21 protein-coding genes and 1 tRNA gene are annotated in these 19,288 nt (G+C 51.7%); 11 read left to right on the top strand and 11 right to left on the bottom strand.

From position 1 onward, the window contains the following. Positions 1 to 74 precede the first annotated feature (74 nt). The 4 genes from IUJ45_RS00755 to ruvB all read left to right on the top strand — a co-directional run bounded on the left by IUJ45_RS00755 (position 75) and on the right by ruvB (position 4,672). Entirely contained in the window at positions 75 to 1,703 is a 1,629-nt protein-coding gene (locus IUJ45_RS00755; protein ID WP_002237008.1) for an ABC-F family ATPase, read from the top strand. A 71-nt stretch (positions 1,704 to 1,774) separates the two neighbouring features. Then, complete coding sequence (locus IUJ45_RS00750; protein WP_002232488.1) at positions 1,775 to 3,028, top strand: multifunctional CCA addition/repair protein; 1,254 nt, start codon at positions 1,775 to 1,777, stop codon at positions 3,026 to 3,028. 222 nt (positions 3,029 to 3,250) lie between these two features. Beyond that, entirely contained in the window at positions 3,251 to 3,559 is a 309-nt protein-coding gene (locus IUJ45_RS00745) for a hypothetical protein (protein WP_002232489.1), read from the top strand. Positions 3,560 to 3,640: 81 nt separating this feature from the next. Next, positions 3,641 to 4,672 carry a Holliday junction branch migration DNA helicase RuvB gene (gene ruvB / locus IUJ45_RS00740; RefSeq protein WP_002235823.1) on the top strand — a complete coding sequence of 344 codons (1,032 nt, stop codon included), beginning with the start codon at positions 3,641 to 3,643 and terminating at the stop codon, positions 4,670 to 4,672. Between the two features lie 22 nt (positions 4,673 to 4,694). Here ruvB and rpe read toward each other — a convergent pair whose 3' ends face one another. Continuing rightward, positions 4,695 to 5,423 (bottom strand): ribulose-phosphate 3-epimerase, encoded by a 729-nt coding sequence (gene rpe, locus IUJ45_RS00735; RefSeq protein ID WP_082308602.1) that lies wholly within the window; start codon positions 5,421 to 5,423, stop codon positions 4,695 to 4,697. Positions 5,424 to 5,733: 310 nt separating this feature from the next. Between rpe and IUJ45_RS00730 the strand changes: the two genes are divergently transcribed. Further along, on the top strand, positions 5,734 to 6,168 hold the full coding sequence (locus tag IUJ45_RS00730; protein WP_002229506.1) for a Spy/CpxP family protein refolding chaperone: 435 nt from the start codon (positions 5,734 to 5,736) through the stop codon (positions 6,166 to 6,168). Positions 6,169 to 6,180: 12 nt separating this feature from the next. Here IUJ45_RS00730 and IUJ45_RS00725 read toward each other — a convergent pair whose 3' ends face one another. The 3 genes from IUJ45_RS00725 to IUJ45_RS00715 form a co-directional block, all read right to left on the bottom strand. After that, entirely contained in the window at positions 6,181 to 7,044 is an 864-nt protein-coding gene (locus IUJ45_RS00725; protein WP_002232492.1) for an ATP-binding protein, read from the bottom strand. A 7-nt stretch (positions 7,045 to 7,051) separates the two neighbouring features. Beyond that, the gene (locus IUJ45_RS00720; RefSeq protein WP_002234904.1) at positions 7,052 to 7,669 is read right to left on the bottom strand and encodes a riboflavin synthase; all 618 of its coding nucleotides are present in this window, start codon (positions 7,667 to 7,669) and stop codon (positions 7,052 to 7,054) included. A gap of 162 nt (positions 7,670 to 7,831) precedes the next feature. Then, complete coding sequence (locus IUJ45_RS00715) at positions 7,832 to 8,446, bottom strand: molybdenum cofactor guanylyltransferase (RefSeq protein ID WP_014580563.1); 615 nt, start codon at positions 8,444 to 8,446, stop codon at positions 7,832 to 7,834. Positions 8,447 to 8,651: 205 nt separating this feature from the next. On the opposite strand from IUJ45_RS00715, the gene IUJ45_RS00710 reads away from it, so the two are divergent. Both IUJ45_RS00710 and IUJ45_RS00705 read left to right on the top strand, forming a co-directional pair. Next, complete coding sequence (locus tag IUJ45_RS00710) at positions 8,652 to 10,424, top strand: histidine kinase (RefSeq protein ID WP_002232495.1); 1,773 nt, start codon at positions 8,652 to 8,654, stop codon at positions 10,422 to 10,424. Next, positions 10,421 to 11,077 (top strand): response regulator, encoded by a 657-nt coding sequence (locus IUJ45_RS00705; protein WP_002232496.1) that lies wholly within the window; start codon positions 10,421 to 10,423, stop codon positions 11,075 to 11,077. Before IUJ45_RS00710 ends, IUJ45_RS00705 begins: the two co-directional genes overlap by 4 nt. A 473-nt stretch (positions 11,078 to 11,550) precedes the next feature. Here IUJ45_RS00705 and purM read toward each other — a convergent pair whose 3' ends face one another. The 3 genes from purM to IUJ45_RS00690 form a co-directional block, all read right to left on the bottom strand. Continuing rightward, positions 11,551 to 12,585, bottom strand: coding sequence for a phosphoribosylformylglycinamidine cyclo-ligase (gene purM / locus IUJ45_RS00700; protein WP_002246212.1), 1,035 nt, complete (start codon positions 12,583 to 12,585; stop codon positions 11,551 to 11,553). 181 nt (positions 12,586 to 12,766) lie between these two features. Further along, positions 12,767 to 12,964 (bottom strand): hypothetical protein, encoded by a 198-nt coding sequence (locus IUJ45_RS00695; RefSeq protein WP_162470242.1) that lies wholly within the window; start codon positions 12,962 to 12,964, stop codon positions 12,767 to 12,769. Positions 12,965 to 13,105: 141 nt separating this feature from the next. Then, positions 13,106 to 13,190, bottom strand: a tRNA-Leu gene (locus IUJ45_RS00690). A 147-nt stretch (positions 13,191 to 13,337) separates the two neighbouring features. Between IUJ45_RS00690 and IUJ45_RS00685 the strand changes: the two genes are divergently transcribed. The 3 genes from IUJ45_RS00685 (at position 13,338) to IUJ45_RS00675 (ending at position 15,113) form a co-directional block, all read left to right on the top strand. Continuing rightward, positions 13,338 to 14,015 carry a hypothetical protein gene (locus IUJ45_RS00685; RefSeq protein ID WP_002246213.1) on the top strand — a complete coding sequence of 226 codons (678 nt, stop codon included), beginning with the start codon at positions 13,338 to 13,340 and terminating at the stop codon, positions 14,013 to 14,015. Continuing rightward, complete coding sequence (gene ribA / locus IUJ45_RS00680; protein WP_002220947.1) at positions 14,008 to 14,601, top strand: GTP cyclohydrolase II; 594 nt, start codon at positions 14,008 to 14,010, stop codon at positions 14,599 to 14,601. Before IUJ45_RS00685 ends, ribA begins: the two co-directional genes overlap by 8 nt. A gap of 155 nt (positions 14,602 to 14,756) precedes the next feature. After that, a complete protein-coding gene (locus IUJ45_RS00675) occupies positions 14,757 to 15,113 on the top strand; it encodes a glycosyltransferase family 2 protein (RefSeq protein ID WP_002243536.1) in 357 nt (118 codons plus the stop codon). On the opposite strand, the gene IUJ45_RS11100 is transcribed toward IUJ45_RS00675, so the two are convergent. Both IUJ45_RS11100 and IUJ45_RS10930 read right to left on the bottom strand, forming a co-directional pair. Further along, a complete protein-coding gene (locus IUJ45_RS11100; protein ID WP_002253893.1) occupies positions 15,080 to 15,445 on the bottom strand; it encodes a hypothetical protein in 366 nt (121 codons plus the stop codon). The genes IUJ45_RS00675 and IUJ45_RS11100 overlap by 34 nt on opposite strands. 299 nt (positions 15,446 to 15,744) lie before the next feature. After that, the gene (locus IUJ45_RS10930) at positions 15,745 to 15,873 is read right to left on the bottom strand and encodes a hypothetical protein (protein ID WP_017628988.1); all 129 of its coding nucleotides are present in this window, start codon (positions 15,871 to 15,873) and stop codon (positions 15,745 to 15,747) included. Between the two features lie 108 nt (positions 15,874 to 15,981). Here IUJ45_RS10930 and ribBA point away from each other — a divergent pair, with 108 nt between their 5' ends. Then, positions 15,982 to 17,319: a bifunctional 3,4-dihydroxy-2-butanone-4-phosphate synthase/GTP cyclohydrolase II gene (gene ribBA, locus IUJ45_RS00665; RefSeq protein WP_002249369.1), complete on the top strand. Its 1,338-nt coding sequence runs from the start codon at positions 15,982 to 15,984 to the stop codon at positions 17,317 to 17,319. Positions 17,320 to 17,691: 372 nt separating this feature from the next. Here ribBA and IUJ45_RS00660 read toward each other — a convergent pair whose 3' ends face one another. Continuing rightward, positions 17,692 to 18,696 carry an IS5 family transposase gene (locus IUJ45_RS00660; RefSeq protein ID WP_082308601.1) on the bottom strand — a complete coding sequence of 335 codons (1,005 nt, stop codon included), beginning with the start codon at positions 18,694 to 18,696 and terminating at the stop codon, positions 17,692 to 17,694. 151 nt (positions 18,697 to 18,847) lie between these two features. Beyond that, positions 18,848 to 19,168, bottom strand: coding sequence for an N-6 DNA methylase (locus IUJ45_RS00655; protein ID WP_002217125.1), 321 nt, complete (start codon positions 19,166 to 19,168; stop codon positions 18,848 to 18,850). Positions 19,169 to 19,288 lie beyond the last annotated feature (120 nt).

Raw genomic sequence — 19,288 nt, 5'->3', positions numbered from 1 at the left:
ACGGCGGGGCGGTTATGTTACAATCCGAAAATTCGAAAAATTTAATCTCTTGTTCAATAAAGGCTTTACCAATCATGATTTCTACCAACGGCATCACCATGCAGTTCGGCGCGAAGCCGCTGTTTGAAAACGTATCCGTTAAATTCGGCGAAGGCAACCGCTACGGTTTGATCGGCGCGAACGGCTCAGGCAAATCCACCTTCATGAAAATCCTCGGCGGCGATTTGGAACAGACAGCCGGCGAAGTGGCGATTGAAAACGGCGTGCGTTTGGGTAAATTGCGCCAAGACCAGTTTGCCTACGAAGATATGCGCGTGCTGGACGTGGTAATGATGGGTCACACCGAAATGTGGGCGGCGATGACCGAACGTGATGCGATTTACGCCAATCCCGAAGCCACCGAAGACGACTACATGAAAGCCGCAGAACTGGAAGCCAAGTTCGCCGAATACGACGGCTACACCGCCGAAGCGCGTGCCGCCGAGTTGTTGAGCGGCGTGGGCATTTCCGAAGATTTGCACAATGCAACCATGGCAGAAGTTGCCCCGGGCTTCAAACTGCGCGTATTGCTGGCGCAAGCCCTGTTCTCCAAGCCGGATGTATTGCTCTTGGACGAACCGACCAATAACTTGGACATTAATACCATCCGTTGGTTGGAAGGCGTGTTGAACCAGTACGACTCCACGATGATTATCATCTCGCACGACCGCCACTTCTTGAACGAAGTCTGCACGCATATGGCAGATTTGGATTACAACACCATCACCATCTATCCGGGCAACTACGACGACTATATGCTCGCCTCCGCCCAATCGCGCGAACGCGCCCTGAAAGACAATGCCAAGGCGAAGGAAAAATTGCAGGAATTGCAAGAATTTGTGGCGCGGTTCAGTGCCAACAAATCCAAAGCCCGTCAGGCAACCAGCCGTCTGAAACAGGCAGACAAAATCAAATCGGAGATGGTCGAGGTCAAACCCTCTACCCGTCAAAACCCGTATATCCGTTTTGAAGCCGATGAAAAAGCCAAGCTGCACCGTCAGGCTGTGGAAGTTGAAAAACTGGCGAAACGCTTTGAAACCCAGTTGTTTAAAAACCTGAACTTTATCCTTGAAGCGGGACAACGCCTCGCCATCATCGGCCCGAACGGCGCGGGCAAATCCACCCTGCTGAAACTCTTGGCCGGCGCGTACAACCCCGAATATTCAGACGGTCTGCTGCCGGACGAAGGCAGCATCAAATGGGCGGAAAAAGCCAGCGTCGGCTACTATCCGCAAGATCACGAAAACGACTTCGATGTCGATATGGATTTGAGCGAATGGATGCGCCAATGGGGGCAGGACGGCGACGACGAACAAGTCATCCGCGGCACTTTGGGGCGTTTGCTCTTCGGCAGTAACGATGTCGTGAAAAAAGTGAAGGTTCTCTCCGGTGGTGAAAAAGGCCGTATGCTTTACGGCAAACTGTTGCTGTTGAAACCCAATGTCTTAGTCATGGATGAACCGACCAACCACATGGACATGGAAAGCATCGAATCCTTGAACATGGCGCTGGAAAAATACAACGGCACGCTGATTTTCGTCTCCCACGACCGTCAGTTCGTTTCTTCCCTGGCTACCCAAATCATTGAATTGGACGGCAAAGGCGGATATGAACACTACTTGGGCGATTACGAAAGCTATCTCGAGAAAAAAGGCGTAGCATAACCGCCGGTTGGAACAATGCCGTCTGAAGCGGCTTCAGACGGCATTGTTGATAACTTTAAAATAGGAAGCATATGCAGACTTATCTCGTCGGCGGTGCCGTCCGCGATTATCTTTTGGGCTTGCCCGTCAAAGACCGCGATTGGGTGGTCGTCGGCGCAGACGCACAAACCATGCTGGCGCAAGGCTTCCAGCCAGTCGGCAAAGACTTTCCCGTGTTTCTCCATCCCGAAACACACGAAGAATACGCCCTCGCCCGCACCGAGCGCAAAACCGCCAAAGGTTACGTCGGTTTCAGTTTCCACGCCGACAAAGACGTTACGCTGGAGCAGGATTTGATGCGCCGCGACCTGACCATCAACGCGATGGCGCAAGATGCGGACGGCAAGATTATCGACCCTTTCGGCGGACAACGGGATTTGGCGGCAGGCATTTTGCGCCACGTTTCCCCAGCCTTTGCCGAAGACCCCGTCCGCATCCTGCGTACTGCCCGCTTTGCCGCGCGTTACAAGTTTGAAATCGCCGAAGAAACCATAAAGCTGATGCGGCAGATGGTGGAAAACGGCGAAGCGGACGCATTGGTTGCCGAACGCGTCTGGCAGGAGTTTGCGAAAGGTTTGATGGAAAAAAATCCGCGCAAAATGATTGAAGTGTTGCGCGAATGCGGCGCGCTCAAAGTCTTGCTGCCCGAAGTCAATGCCCTCTTCGGCGTGCCGCAACGCGCCGACTACCATCCCGAAATCGACAGCGGCATCCATACCCTGATGACGCTGCAACGCGCCGCCGATATGGGTTTGAGCCTGCCCGAACGCTATGCCGCCCTGCTGCACGACTTGGGCAAAGCCAAAACACCGTCCGACATCCTGCCGCGCCACCACGGACACGACCTCGCCGGTGTCGAACCCGTGCGCAAAGTCAATCAAAGGCTGCGTGCGCCGAAACATTGTGCCGAGCTTGCCGAATTGGTTTGCCGTTGGCACATTATTTTCCACCAAGTCGGACAGCTTAAAAGCCAAACCATTCTGAACGTATTGAAAAAAACCGACGCTTTCAGACGACCCGAACGCTTTCAGACGGCATTGAACGTCTGCATTGCCGACACGCAAGGCCGTCTGAACCGCGAACACACGCCCTACCCGCAACGCGCGCACTGGCTCGCCTTACTCGAAGCCGCCAATCAGGCGGATTCGGGCAAAATCGCCGCCGAATGCCGCTCGCAGGGAAAAGCGCACCTTATCGCCGAACAAATCGACCGGGCGCGGCTGGCACAAATCGCCCCATTGCAAAAAGCGTTTCGAGCGGCGCAAGACAAAACAGAAAAACATTAAAACGTCCAATGCAGCCACTTTTATAGTGGATTAACAAAAATCAGGACAAGGCGACGAAGCCGCAGACAGTACAGATAGTACGGCAAGGCGAGGCAACGCTGTACTGGTTTTTGTTAATCCACTATAAAGTTTTGAGGACGATACCCAATCCAAGCTTTGCAACAGCCGCCGCCATATCCGCTATAATTCACGCTTCAGCCATTCCGCCCCCGACATAAAATCATGACCCTGAAAACCGATTTATTGCCTAAAATCAACAACGAAGATTATCAACGCCTCATCCTCAAACACAGTGCGGAATTTAGCGGTGGCGAAATCCGCCTATTGAACGAAATCCTCGAAAAATTCAATTTCGACGTTGTTCAGGCGCAGGCGTTGGCGCAGGCGGTGATGCAGCAAGTCCGCTTCGACCCCAACGCCTATCACATCGACAGCGACGACGAAGACACCACAGGCATCTGCCCACACTGCATCAACCCGCCTATGCCGCCCCTGCGCGACTATCTCGTTTGGCGCGAAACGCGCGGGTAAAACGCTTTTGACCGTTATCTTTTCAATGCCGTCTGAAACGCCGCCGACCGTTCAGACGGCATACCCGACAAAGGGAACACTATGCTGCAAACCGACAACCTGACTGCCGCTCAACCGCAACGCATTGTTGCCGCCCAAACCGCCTCCGCACAGGAAGAACTGCTCGAACGCGCCCTCCGCCCCAAAACGCTGGACGACTATATCGGGCAGCATAAAGCCAAAGAACAGCTCGCCATTTTCATCCAAGCCGCCAAAAAGCGCGGCGAAGCACTCGACCACGTCTTGCTTTTCGGTCCGCCCGGGCTGGGTAAAACCACACTGGCGCACATCATCGCCAAAGAATTGGGCGTAAATTTGCGCCAAACCAGCGGCCCCGTCCTCGAACGCGCCGGCGACCTCGCCGCCCTTTTGACCAACCTTGATCCGCACGACGTATTGTTTATCGACGAAATCCACCGCCTCAGCCCTGTTGTCGAAGAAATCCTCTACCCCGCGCTTGAAGACTACCGGCTCGACATTATGATAGGCGAAGGGCCCGCCGCCCGTTCCGTTAAAATCGACCTGCCGCCCTTCACGCTTGTCGGCGCGACCACCCGCGCCGGTATGCTGACCAATCCGTTGCGCGACCGCTTCGGCATCGTCTCCCGCCTCGAGTTTTACGAAAACCGCGACCTTGCCACCATCGTCAGCCGTTCGGCACAACTCCTGCAACTCGATATGTCCGAAGAAGGCGCGGAAGAAATCGCCAAACGCAGCCGCGGTACGCCGCGCATCGCCAACCGCCTGTTGCGCCGCGTGCGCGATTTCGCCGACGTGAAAAACAACGGCACAATCGACGGCGGCATCGCCGATGCCGCTTTAAGTATGCTGGACGTGGACGTGCAGGGGCTGGACGTGATGGACAGGAAATTCCTCGAAGCCGTTTTGCACAAATTCGGCGGCGGCCCGGTCGGTTTGGACAATGTTGCCGCCGCCATCGGCGAATCAACAGACACCATCGAAGACGTTATCGAACCCTATCTCATCCAACAAGGCTTCCTGCAACGCACCCCGCGCGGCAGGATGGCGACCGAACGCGCCTACCTGCATTTCGGGCTGCCCGTCGAAAAATAACGCAATGCCGTCTGAAACAGAGCTAATTTTCAGACGGCATTTCTATTTCAATCATTGGCGCAAGGTTCAGCCTGCCGCTTTTTTCCAGTTCCGCCCTCATCGCATCAATCACCGCCTTATAGTCTGGTTTGCTGAAAATCGCAGAACCGGCAACAAAGGTATCCGCGCCGGCTTGGGCGGCGGCGGCGATATTGTCGGTTTTGATGCCGCCGTCCACTTCAATGGCAATACGTCTGCCGCTTTTCTCTTCATAGCGGTCAAGCATGGCACGAACCTGTCTGATTTTTTCCAAAGTATACGGAATGAAGCTCTGACCGCCGAACCCGGGGTTTACCGACATCAGCAAAACCATATCCAGCCTGTCCAATACGTTTTCCAACAGATATACGGGCGTTGCCGGATTCAACACCAGCCCCGCCTGACAGCCCATGTCCCGAATCAGGCTCAAGCTGCGGTCAATATGGCGGCTCGCTTCGGGATGGAACGTGATGATTGATGCTCCTGCTTTGGCAAACGACTGAATCAGGTCATCCACGGGTTCGACCATCAGATGCACATCGATCGGCACGCTTGCATAAGGCTTCAACGCCGCGCAAACCATAGGCCCGAAGGTCAGGTTCGGCACATAATGGTTGTCCATCACGTCAAAATGGATCAGATCTGCATCTGCCGCAATGACGCTTTCCACCTCTTCGCCAAGCCGTGCAAAATCTGCCGATAAAATGCTGGGTGCGATACGGTAAGTAGTCATGTTTTTTTCCTTCAATATCCTTTTATAGTGGATTAACAAAAATCAGGACAAGGCGACGAAGCCGCAGACAGTACAGATAGTACGGAACCGATTCACTTGGTGCTTCAGCACCTTAGAGAATCGTTCTCTTTGAGCTAAGGCGAGGCAACGCTGTACTGGTTTTTGTTAATCCACTATACGTTCCGATTCCGCCGTTATGTCTGCCTGCCGGACATACGTACGCATTATTAACAAAAGTTAACCGCGATAATACCATCTTTCACACGTCAATCTAGTATATTTCCTAAAATTTCCAACAAGAGGAAAAGCCGTGCCACTGCCTGCTCCCTGCCGTTTTGCCAAACCTGCCGCCTCTTTTTTAAGTATGGCTTTGCTTTCCTGCCAGCTTTCCCACGCCGCCACGGCTTATATCCCCCTGAACGATTTTCAACCGAACTGCGACATACGCCGGCTCGGACTGACACAGGGTCAGCACAATGAACTGCGTAAAATCCGCGCCGCCTTCAAAATGGCGGGCGACAGGGCGCGTTTGAAGGTTATGCATTCCGAACACAGCCGCCGTCGGTCTGTCGTCGAAATCATTTCCTCGGATGTTTTTAATCGGAACGAGGCGCGCGATTATGTCGAAAGCCGCTATTTGTCCGGTATGGATTTTGCGGTGGACGAATTGGAAATCCAACACCGGTTCTTCCATATCCTCACACCGCAACAGCAGCAAATGTGGCTTTCTTCCTGCCTCAAATAATCCCCGAAACGCTCACAACGCCCGTTGTTTCGGCAGCCTGCCCGCCCAGTCGCAGGCAAACTGCCACGCGGAACGTCCCGAACGGCTGCCCCGCGTCTGCGCCCACTGCAATGCCGCCATCTGTGCGGTTTCATCATACGGCACGCCGAAATCTTCCAGCCAATTTTGCACCGCCGCCAGATAATCGTTTTGATCGAACGGATAAAAACTGAGCCACAATCCGAATCGGTCGGACAGGGATATTTTTTCTTCCACCGCTTCTTTCTGATGGATTTCCCCCCGCATCCCCGTCGTACCGGCATTCTCGTCAAAATATTCGGGCATCAGGTGCCGTCTGTTGGAAGTCGCGTAAACCAAAACGTTGGCGCAACGTTGAGACAGACCGCCGTCTAACGCGGTTTTCAATGCCTTATAGGTTTCATCGCCGCTTTCAAACGACAAATCGTCGCAAAATACGATAAATTTTTCCGGACGTTCTTTCAAAAGCGTCAACAGGTAAGGCAGGCCGATTAAATCGCTTTTATCGACTTCGATCAGGCGCAATCCCTTATCCGCATATTCGTGCAGCAGGGCTTTGACCAGCGAGGATTTGCCTGTTCCGCGCGCGCCGCTCATCAATACGTTATTCGCGGGTCTGCCGGCAATGAATTGTTCGGTATTACGCACCAGCAATTCGGTTTGCCTGCCAACTCCCGCCAGCCTTGCCAAGGGGAAGGTGTGCGGATCGGGCAAGTGTTCCAAAAAACCTTTTTTGCCCGCACTCTGCCAGCGGAAGGCAAGCGCGTTCCAATCCGTATGCCCGGGTTCGGGCGGAAGCACGGCATCCAAACGCCGCAAAACGGCATAGGCTTTATCGAGAAATTCGTTCAATTCCATCTCTACCTCACTTTGCATATCTTTGCGCCATCAGCCGTTCGACGGTATCGACGATTGCCTGCGTATTCGGATCGATTTCGATGTTGATTCTGTCGCCGACCTTTCTGCTGCCGAACAGCGTCCGTTCCAAAGTTTCGGGAATCAAATGGACATTGAAACGGCTGTCTTCGACTTTGCCTATGGTCAGGCTGCAACCGTCCAAGCCGACGAACCCTTTGGTCAGGATATAGGGTTTGAGTTCGTGCGGGAGCGAAAACCAAACCGTGCGGTTGTACCCGTCCCGTTCGATTTCGACAATAGGCACGGTTGCCATAATGTGTCCGCTCATGACGTGTCCGCCGATTTCGTCTCCGAAACGCGCCGCCCGTTCGATGTTGACGCAATCGCCTTCCTTCAGCAGCCCTAAATTGGTTTTTGCCAAAGTTTCCGCCATTAAATCGAAACTGACGCGGTTTCCTTCGATTTCGGTAATCGTCAGGCAGCAGCCGTTGTTGGCGACCGATGCGCCGCGTTGCAGATTGTCCGCCGCCTCTTGCGGAAGCTCGACGACATAAGTCTGAAATGCCTCCGACGGGCGGTGGATTGCCGTCAGTTTTCCCAATCCTTGAACAATGCCTGTAAACATAATCCTGTTTCCCTGTGTCGGTAAAAATGGTGCAAATTGTAGCATCTCCCCGCGAAAAATGCCGTCTGAAATGCCTTCAGACAGCATTATGCCTCCGATTCGGGCAAAAACCGCCCGGTACGGCTTGACCTTTCCTTTCCACGCCGGTCGGCGGTCTTACCCTTATCCCTCCTGCAAATCAGTTTGCGTGTTCAAGTCGGCAAAATGCCCGTCAAACTCGAATCTGACCGGTCGCGCCCTTTGCTGCTGCAACCAGCTTCTTAATGTTTTCATACCCGAAAACAGATAGGGAATCGCGCTTTGCAGAATCTGCGGGCGGATATACATAATGTTGTAGTGCATCGTTATCGGCGTTTCCACATAATACGCATTGCACAACGGTGTGCGTTTCGACACGGTTTCAAACCTCGCCACCAAATCGTCCGGCAGATACGGCATATCGCACGGCACAACCAAAAGCCAGTCGGCAGTCGCCAACTGCAAATCGTTGGCTGCGGTACACAATGCCGAAAGCGGGCCGAAATGCTGCCACTGCCGTGCGTCCGGAAAAATATGCGGACTTCTTCGAGCATATTCTTCCAAATTCCGGTTGGTGCTGATGGCGATATGGCTGACCTGCGGCCTGACCCTGTCGATGACATGATCTATCAGTGCCTTACCCCCCAAAAGAGCAAGCCCCTTGTCCTCGCCTCCCATACGGCTCGCCTGACCGTCGGCCAGTATCAGGGCAAAAGTTTTCATTGCGGATGTTCTCTTGGAAAAGTTCGAGGTTTTCATGATTGCAGTCTGCCGTTCCCAATGACTCAAAATGCCGTCTGAAGCAGACGGCAAATAAATTCATATTATCTGAATTTTATCATAACATGATTTAACACTGAAGCGGTGCGGATTAAGTTTTCCTTAACCAATTCTTTCTGAGCAGTTGTATCTAATTCCAAAGAATGATATTGTTTGCATTATTTGGAACAATTTTTCGCCGAGCATGATACTGCCAGCCCGTTTTTCAGACGGCATCAGCCTTTCCCTGCGCCTGAAACTCCTGACCGGACTGTGGGTCGGGTTGGCGGCATTGTCTGTCGTTTTGACACTGCTGCTCTCTTTGCGTCTGGAAAACGCGGCCTCCGTCATCGAAGAGGCGGGCAACTTGAGAATGCAGGCATACCGTCTGGCATACATGGCGGGTGAAGGCTCGCCCCGTGCGCAAATTGACAATCAGGTTGCCGAATTTGAAAAAAGTTTAAAACGCATTGCCCAAAGCGATGCCATCCATCCGCTGATTCCTTCGGACACCCCTCTTGCTTATGATTTGATACAATCCATGCTGATTATAGATTGGCAGGCACACATCCTCCCCCCGCTCCAGTCCTACCGGCGACCGACTCAGGTCGATCTCTACCGCTTTGCCGGAAACATCGAACTGTTTTTGCAGGCATTGGAAAATGCCAACGAAAAAAACACATGGTGGCTCAGGCGTTTTCAATGGGCAATTATGTTGATGACGCTGGTGTCGTCTGTACTGATGCTGTTTTGGCACCAGATTTGGGTTATCCGGCCGCTGCAGGCGTTAAGGGAAGGTGCGGAACGCATCGGACGGAGGTGTTTCGATATTCCGGTTCCCGAAGGCGGTACGCCGGAATTCAAACAGGTCGGGCGTTGTTTCAATCAAATGGGCGGCAGGTTGAAAATTTTATATGATGATTTGGAAGGACAAGTCGCCGAGCAGACACGCAGTCTCGAAAAACAAAATCAAAACCTGACCCTGCTGTACCAAACTACACGGGATCTGCACCAATCCTACATACCGCAACAGGCTGCAGAACATTTTCTAAACCGTATCCTGCCCGCCGTAGGAGCAGATTCCGGCAGAGTTTGTTTGGACGGCGGATCCGATGTTTATGTTTCCATTCATCATGCGGATTGCGGCACAGCAGCTTCGGATTTGGGGAAGTACCATGAGGAAATCTTCCCCATTGAGTACCAGAACGAAACATTGGGCAGGCTGTTGCTCAGCTTTCCAAACGGCATTTCTCTTGATGAAGACGACCGCATCCTGCTTCAAACACTAGGCAGGCAATTGGGCGTATCGCTTGCCGGCGCAAAACAGGAGGAAGAAAAACGCCTGCTTGCAGTATTGCAGGAACGCAACCTGATTGCGCAAGGATTACATGACAGCATCGCACAAGCATTAACGTTCCTAAACCTACAGGTACAGATGCTGGAAACCGCCTTTGCCGAAAACAAACGGGAGGAAGCCGCAGAAAACATCGGCTTCATCAAAACAGGCGTGCAGGAATGTTATGAAGATGTCCGCGAACTGCTGCTCAACTTCCGTACCAAAATCAGTAATAAAGAATTTCCCGAAGCCGTTGCCGACCTATTCTCGCGCTTTACGCAACAGACCGGCACGACTGTCGAAACCGCTTGGGAAAACGGCACGCACCTGCCTACACAGGACGAGCAGCTCCAAATGATTTTCATCCTGCAAGAAAGCTTGTCCAACATCCGAAAACATGCCCACGCCACCCATATCAAATTCAGACTGCTCAAACAGGATGGAAGTTTTACAATGACCATTCAAGACAACGGACAGGGTTTTGACACGGAAAACATTGGAGAACCATCGGGCAGCCATGTCGGACTGCATATCATGCAGGAGCGGGCCAAACGTATCCGCGCCGTATTGAAAATCTATTCCCAACCCCAACAGGGAACCACCGTCTCATTGACGGGTGCATCTGAAGAAAGCTTGAAATGACTATTAAAATTATCCTGATAGACGACCACACCCTCTTCCGCAGCGGCATTAAAGCCCTTTTGTCGCGCCAACACGGTTTTGAAGTCATCGGCGAAGCCGCAGACGGCCTCTCGGGCATTAAAATGATCAACCGGCTGCAACCCGATGTCGTCCTGCTTGACCTTGATATGCCCGGTATGAACGGACGCGAAGCACTCTCCCAAATCATCAGCATCAATCCGCAGCAGGCAGTGATTATGCTGACCGTTTCCGAAGACAACGACGACTTGACCGAATGTATGCGCATCGGCGCGCGCGGCTACCTGCTGAAAAACATCAACGCCGACTTTCTGCTCGAAAGCATACGCAAGGCCGCCGAAGGCGATAATGTATTCTCGCCCGAGATGACCGCCAAACTCGTTAAAAGCCTGATTTCCCCCCAACCTGCCCAAGGGACACAGGCACTCTCCTCACTTACCCCTCGCGAACTGGAAATCTTGGGCTATCTCGCCGCAGGACACAGCAACAAAATCATCGCCCGCCACCTCGATCTTGCCGAATCCACCGTCAAAGTCCACGTTCAAAACCTGCTCCGCAAACTCAACCTCAGCAGCCGGGTGCAGGCCGCTGTTTACGCCATCCGGCACAACGTCCCCCAACCCGTGCTGGAATAAGGCGGGTTCAGACGGCATATTAGGGGTTTTAATCCCCGTACGGTCATTCGGATAACAGACCAAGCATGTAAGTTTATGCCCCCATAAGTACGCTTGGCATAGCAGTAATATTGTTCGGTTCAGTGTTTTCCGTTTGCCCCTATCTGATACTGCAATATCAGCTATGCCGTCTGAAAACGCATCATCATGATATTTTCAGACGGCATAATAAAAAGCGGAAATACTAATGCAGGGTAAAATGTTCCATTCCGAATCCCATAAATATACAATGGCTTATATCGTTTAAGCATGTGTAACCCACCCTCATATCAATCAATATATAGTGGATTAACAAAAACCAGTACGGCGTTGCCTCGCCTTGCCGTACTATCTGTACTGTCTGCGGCTTCGTCGCCTTGTCCTGATTTTTGTTAATCCACTATAAAAATGCCGTCCAAACCCATGTTTGAGACGGCATTTCGCTATAGAAGCAATCAGGCAACCTGGGTTTGATGCTCGTCTCCCTGACGCTCACGGATGCAACCCAAACGGTAAACTGTTTCACCTTGTTCACCCAAGAGACCCTGAACCGCATCGGCATCTTCGGCAGCAACAATAACGACCATGCCGATGCCGCAGTTAAAGGTTCGGTACATTTCTTGGGTTTCCACATTGCCCGCCTTTTGAAGCCATTGGAAGAGCTTGGGCAATTCCCACGATTTAGCATCGATTTGTGCAACCGTGTTTTCAGGCAACACGCGCGGCACGTTTTCGGTAATGCCGCCGCCGGTAATGTGTGCCATACCTTTAATGGTAAATTTTTCCAAAGCGGCAAGAATCGGTTTCACATACAGACGGGTCGGCGCAATAACAGCCTCACGCAAGGTTTTGCCATTATCAAACTCGGCATCCAAATCGGGATTGTCGCGTTCGATGATTTTACGGATAAGGGAATAGCCGTTTGAATGTGCGCCGTTGGAAGCCAAACCCAATACCACATCGCCCGCGCCGATGCTGCGGCCGGTAATGACATTCTCTTTTTCCACTACGCCGACGGCAAAACCCGCCAAATCGTATTCTCCGACGGGATACATACCCGGCATTTCGGCAGTTTCCCCGCCAATCAGGGCGCAGCCGGATTCTTCGCAACCTTGTGCAATGCCTTTGATGACATCGGTTGCGCGCGGAACATCCAATTCGCCGCAGGCGAAATAATCCAAGAAAAACAGAGGTTCTGCTCCTTGAACCAAAATATCGTTGACACTCATTGCAACAAGGTCGATGCCCACCGTATCGTGTTTATCCCAATCAAAGGCAAGTTTGAGCTTGGTACCCACGCCGTCCGTACCGCTGACCAATACGGGATTTTTATATTTCTTGCCGATTTCGACCAATGCGCCAAAACCGCCCAAATCCCCCAATACTTCCGGACGCATGGTGCGTTTGGCAAACGGTTTGATGTTTTCGACCAGTTGGTCGCCTGCGTCGATATCGACACCTGCATCGCGGTAACTCAATGAAGTACTCATCGTTTTTCCTTGGTAAATGGGGATTGGACGGTAAAATAACGGGGCGTATTCTACCTTATTTCACGTTTGCAGGTTCAGATTTTTAGACAATATTGTAAACAGTCCGCCATATGCCCGCGCGTGTCGGGTTTGGCGGGACCGTCCGCAGGATTAACGGGCAGAAACCCGCCTGCCCTTTCCCTCAATTCCTTATATATTGCGTTCCATCAAAAGACGCATTACTTTTCTTAACCATTTCTTTTGGCGGACGGGCAGAAGAGTTTTTTGATGCCATCATCAAAATCAATATTTTCTTCTTTCCGGTTGAAACCCCGGCATCCGGGCCGGAAAAATCTGATTGCGGGACGGAAGCACCCGCTTCCGATTCGGTGCGGAACAAATGGCGGTGCTTTTATGTGCCGTTTTATGTGTTGAAACACATAGGCAGATAAAAAGCCGCCCGCTGAAAAGCAGACGGCTTATATTTTGTGCCACCGAATTGTCCCAATAAGCATTAACAATATGATTTATATATTTTTATTGGTGCGGACGGAGAGACTCGAACTCTCACACCTCTCGGCGCCAGAACCTAAATCTGGTGCGTCTACCAATTTCGCCACATCCGCATAAGGGTGGAGATTATACAGATTTTGTCCGATTGCGCAAGGCTTTGGGCGTAATAGTTGAGGCTTATGCTTTGCAGCGGTAAAATCCGCTATTCATCCGCTCGGCATCGGAATCCGGCGGTTTTATTTTATTGACGGAATTTGAGTATGCCTGCTGCTTTGATTAAAGATTTTCTGCTGACCCAAGGTTTAAAGTTGCCGCCAGACGAGGTACGGACGGCGTATCTGACCGCAAAGACGGTGATGGATATGGGGATGGCTTCGATTGAGCGTTCGGTTTTGTGGCTTGAGCATGAGGATTGGAGGCTTGCCGATTATTTGGAGCAAAACAGCGGGAATGAGGAAGGTCTGAAACGGCTTTTCATGGCTTTGGATTCGGTGTTTTCACGCTCGACAGACGTGCGGAGTGCGGCGGTTTATGCCTTGATGCCATCTGAAAACCAGGCTTTCCAACTGATATGCCTGTCCCGACAGGGCGAGGTTTTGGAAAACCTGTGGGATTTGGATGAAGCGGCAGGCAAGGTTTCGCTGGCTTGCCGTTCGGCGCAAAGCGGTTGGATGAATGTTGCCTCGGATGTACGCCGTTGGTTGGATTTGGGGGAGCTTTCGGGAGAACGCAATCATGCTTCGGCGGCGCAAATTTCCATTCCGGTCTGCACGGAAAGTGGCGGTGTGTTGGGCGTGGTTCATGTGGAATTTGAATGCGCAGAGTGTGCGGGTACGGCAGCACAGGTGGAATGGGTGGCTCTTGCCTTGGCTTTGTCCGAACCTTTGAAACTGCTGTTGGGTATGTCTGCCGGAAAAGATGGGAGTGAAGATGTCTGAAATGTTGAACCATGTGGCATCCTGCCGCCTGCCGACCGAATGGGGCGTATTTACGATGCACGGCTTTGAAGAGGCAAACGGGCAGGAACACGTCGCGCTGACCGTCGGTAATTTTTCAGACGGCAATCCGGTTCTGACGCGCATCCACTCCGAATGCCTGACGGGCGATGCGCTGTTCTCGAGAAAATGCGACTGCGGACCTCAACTTGAAGCGGCCATGAGGGCGGTACAGACAGAGGGGCGCGGCATCATCGTCTATCTGCGTCAGGAAGGACGCGGCATCGGGCTGATTAACAAAATCCGCGCCTATCATCTGCAAGACCAAGGTATGGATACGGTTGAAGCCAATTTGGCACTCGGGCTGCCCGTCGATGCCCGCGATTTCCGTTTGGCGCAATCTATCTACGAATATCTGGGCATCCGCTCGGTCAAACTGCTGACCAACAACCCCGAAAAAATCCAAACCCTGAAAGATGCCGGGATTAACGTGGTCGAACGCATCCCCCTGCACGTCGGGGAAAACCTTGAAAACAAACGCTACCTCCAAACCAAAGCAGACAAGCTGGGACATCTGATGTCGGAATAAGGCAAAGTTGCAGGGAACGGGCATCCTGCGCCGCCTTTCGGGAAACAGGTTTCCATACCTTGATAAAGCAATAAGTTTTATAGTGGATGCAAACGCATTGCGAGCGCGGGTTTGAGGCATACGCGCAAACATCTTAATATAATGGATTGATATTTATGATTTTCTCCATCATCGTCCCTATTTACAATGTGGAAAAATACCTCCGCTGCTGCGTGGATTCCGTGCTTGCCGAAAATTTTGCCGATTATGAAATGATTTTGGTCGATGACGGTTCGCCGGACGGCTGCGGGAAGATTTGCGACGAATATGCAGGCAAATATCCGCATATAAAAGTGATTCATCAAGAAAACGGCGGGCTGTCGGATGCCCGCAACGCCGGTATCCGGGCGGCAAAAGGCGATTACCTAATCTTTTTGGACAGCGACGACTATTGGGCCGATACCAACCGTTCAAAAAACGCGGGGGGATTCTCTTTGATTTACAACAACTTGCAGACAAAAAGGTTGATTTGATCCTGCATCCCTCGTCCTTCAATTACCGCGACATCCCCAAAAGGGCGGACTTTTCGGATAATGATTTTGTCCGCCATTTTGAAACGTTGGTGGAGGGGCGGTACTATATCGCCAACGCGTGGACAAAAATCGTCAGGCGGGAAATAATCATCAAAAACAATCTGTTTTTCCCAAAAGGATACATTCACGAGGATTTCCCGTACAGTTTGCAATTGGCGCGTTTTATCAAGACTTTTGCCTTTTACGATAACCCTTTTTACCAGTACCGCGTTCTCGGCGGCTCTATCAGCCACAACATCAAATACAAAAATTTCAGCGATGTGCTGACGCATCTCGACCGGGGTGTGGATTTTTTAGTCGAAAACAAAAATTCCCCCATCTACGGCGGTTTGCAAAAATTTGTCTTCGACAATATCGGCTATCTGAGGTCTATATTGGTAAGGCTTTATTTTTCCAAAAACATTATCCTCATCTACCGGAAATATTTTTCATTTAAAGAAAAATGCAGAAAGATATTCGGCGCGAAGGCAATCCGTCCGGTTTTTATCGGGAAGACCGCATTCATCATAGGATTGCCGATATTGCGCCTGCTCGTACCGCCTATGCTGTACCCGGCAATCAAGGCCGTTTATCAGAAATTTTTTTCGGAATAAGCTTCCGGCAAACCCCGAATCGGAAGCGGGCGGGAAGAAACAGCCGCCCCGCCGGCGGGGATTGCGGCAATGCCGTCTGAAGCCACGAATCCGGCTTCAGACGGCATCTGTTTACCAAAAAGCAAATAATTCGGTTTGGCGAAAAAAACAGATTTGCTTTTTGGTAAATACGCGCTTACAATCCGCTACATCCGATTTCTACAAAGGATGAAACGATGACCGACACAGCCGACCTGCGCCGCCGCAACCTGCGGCAGTGGATAGAAAAATACTACGGCGGTTTGCAAACCCGTTTTGCCGAAGCCGTTGCCCTCAACACAGGCGAACTCTCCGCCCTTTTGAAAAACAAATCCTTCGGCGAGAAAAAAGCCCGTAAAATCGAACAGGCTGCAAAAATGCCCGCTATGTGGCTGGATCGGGCAAACCCCGCCGCACAAACCGACCATCAAGAAAGGCGCACTATGTCCCACATCTCCCCCATTCCCGAAATCCTGGCCGACATCAAAGCCGGCAAAATGGTCATCATCACCGATGCCGAAGACCGCGAAAACGAAGGCGACCTGCTGATGGCGGCGCAATTCGTCACGCCCGAAGCCATCAACTTTATGATTAAAAACGCGCGCGGCCTGGTCTGCCTGCCGATGGACGGTGAAATGGTCGAAAAACTCGGGCTGCCGATGATGACCCAAAAAAACGGCGCACAATACGGCACCAACTTTACCGTCTCCATCGAAGCCGCACACGGCATTACCACCGGCATTTCCGCCGCCGACCGCGCCCTGACTATTCAAACCGCCGTTTCCCCGACCGCCAAACCCGCAGACATCGTCCAACCCGGTCATATCTTCCCGCTTCGCGCCCAAAAAGGCGGCGTACTCGTCCGCGCCGGACACACCGAAGCCGGCGTCGACTTGGCGCAAATGAACGGGCTGATTCCTGCCGCCGTCATCTGTGAAATCATCAACGACGACGGCACGATGGCGCGTATGCCCGAACTGATGAAATTCGCCGAAGAACACAAGCTCAAAATCGGCACGATTGCCGACCTCATCGAATACCGCAGCCGTACCGAAAGCCTGCTTGAAGACATGGGCAATGCGCCTGTACAAACCCCGTGGGGCGAGTTCCAACAACACGTTTACGTCGACAAACTCTCCGGCGAAACCCACCTCGCCCTCGTCAAAGGCACGCCCGCCGCCGACACCGAAACCCTCGTCCGCGTCCACGAACCCTTCAGCGTGATGGACTTCATCCAAGCCAATCCGCGCCATTCATGGTCGCTGCCCAAAGCCCTTGAGCGCATCCAACAAGCCGAAAGCGGCGTCGTCATCCTCTTACACCGCGCCGAAGACGGCGCATCCCTGCTCGACCGCACCCTGCCCAAAGGTGCAAACCAAGCCTACAAATGGGACAGCAAAAGCTACGGCATCGGCGCACAAATCCTCGTCGGCCTCAACGTCAAAAAACTGCGCGTCCTCGGGCAGCCCTCATCTTTCACCGGCCTGACCGGCTTCGGTTTGGAAGTCGTCGGCTTTGAAGAAGCGGAAAAATAATATAGTAAATTCAAATACTTTATATTTGCTTTATTTATTGCATTATTTCCGTGCAAACGAAAACCCGGTCTGTTGGGTTGGATTTTGTTTTTGCAAATTTCGGGTAACTTCTAATTCGTCATTCCCGCGCAGGCGGGAATCCGGTTCGTCGGGTTTTTGTCATTTCCGATAAATTCCTGTGGCTTTGGTTTTTTGGATTCTCTCTTTCAGGGAAAGAACGGCATGAGACCTTTGCAAAATTCCTTTCCCTCCCGACAGCCGAAACCCAAACACAGGTTTTCGGCTGTTTTCGCCCCAAATACCTCCTAATTTTACCCAAATACCCCCTTAATCCTCCCCGGATACCCGATAATCAGGCATCCGGGGCACCTTTTAGGCGGCAGCGGGCGCACTTAGCCTGTTGGCGGCTTTCAACAGGTTCAAACACATCGCCTTCAGATGGCTTTGCGCACTCACTTTAATCAGTCCGAAATAGGCTGCCCGCGCATAGCGGAATTTGCGGTGCAGCGTACCGAAGCTTTGTTCGACCACATAACGGGTCTTCGATAAATACCGGTTGCGTTTGGTTTGCGCTTCCGTCAGCGGACGGTTGCGGCAGGCTTTGCGCATAATGCCGTCCTGCAACTGATGTTCTTCCAGATGTTGCCGGTTTTCTGCACTGTCGTAGCCTTTGTCGGCATAGACGGTCGTACCTCTAGGTACCCCTTCCAACAACGGCGGCAGGTGTTTGCACTCATGGGCATTGGCGGGGGTAATGTGCAGTTTCTCGATATAGCCTTCCGCATCGGTACGGGTATGTTGTTTGTAACCGAGTTTGTAGAGGCCGTTTTTCTTTATCCAACGGGCATCTTTGTCCTTACTCGGTGTGGTTTGGCCGCTGACTTGTCCTTCTTCATCGACTTCTATGGCCTGGCGCTGTTTGCTGCCGGCGGTTTGAATAATGGTGGCGTCAACGACGGCGGATGCTTTCTCTATTTTTAGGCCTTTTTCGGTCAGTTGGCGGTTAATCAGTTCCAGCAATTCGGACAGGGTGTCGTCTTGCGCCAGCCAGTTGCGGTAACGGCATAAGGTGCTGTAATCGGGGATGCTTAGTTCGTCAAAACGGCAAAACAGGTTGAAATCGATGCGGGTAATGAGGCTGTGTTCGAGTTCGGGATCGGAGAGGCTGTGCCATTGTCCGGGCAGGATGGCTTTGAACATGGACAGCAGGGGATAGGCAGGACGGCCGCGGTGGTCTCGAAGGTAACGGGTTTTTTGACGATTCAGGTATTGTTCGATCGGCTGCCAATCAATCACTTGATCCAACTTCAATAGAGGGAAACGGTCGATGTGTTTAGCAATCATGGCTTGCGCGGTTTGTTGAAAGAAGGTGCTCATGGAAAATCTCCTAAATGTCTTGGTGGGAATTTAGGGGATTTTGGGGAATTTTGCAAAGGTCTCGGCATAAGTATTTTCCAAACCAAACAAAATGCCGTCTGAAAGGCTTTCAGACGGCATTTTAAGTTTGACCGGTTTCATTCATCGGTATTTATGAATTGAATTTCAACATCGCCAATCTATCCTTAATCTCTTTTTCCAATTCGGCAGATTCGGCGAAAAGTTTATCCAAATCCGCTGAAAATCCCGCCATTTTTTGCGCAAATTCGTCGGCGGAAATATCCACATAATCAATCTTTACCTCGAAATACTGCCCCGCCGACAAGCTGTGATTCTTCGCTTTGATTTCATCGTAGCCGATTACCACACTGAAATCTTCCACTGCCTGTTTGTTCGTGAAAGTATTGCAGATTTTTTGTTCTTCTTCGCAGGAAAGTACGGTTTTTTTGCCGTCTTTAATTTTTTCGCCCAAGCCCGATGCGTCGATTAATATAGTGGATTAACAAAAATCAGGACAAGGCGACGAAGCCGCAGACAGTACAAATAGTACGGAACCGATTCACTTGGTGCTTCAGCACCTTAGAGAATCGTT

This window comes from Neisseria meningitidis (assembly GCF_022869645.1).
In the GTDB taxonomy this organism is placed as follows: domain Bacteria; phylum Pseudomonadota; class Gammaproteobacteria; order Burkholderiales; family Neisseriaceae; genus Neisseria; species Neisseria meningitidis.
Note: the sequence above shows the minus strand (reverse complement) of the source record. Positions and strands in the feature narration are given on the sequence as shown.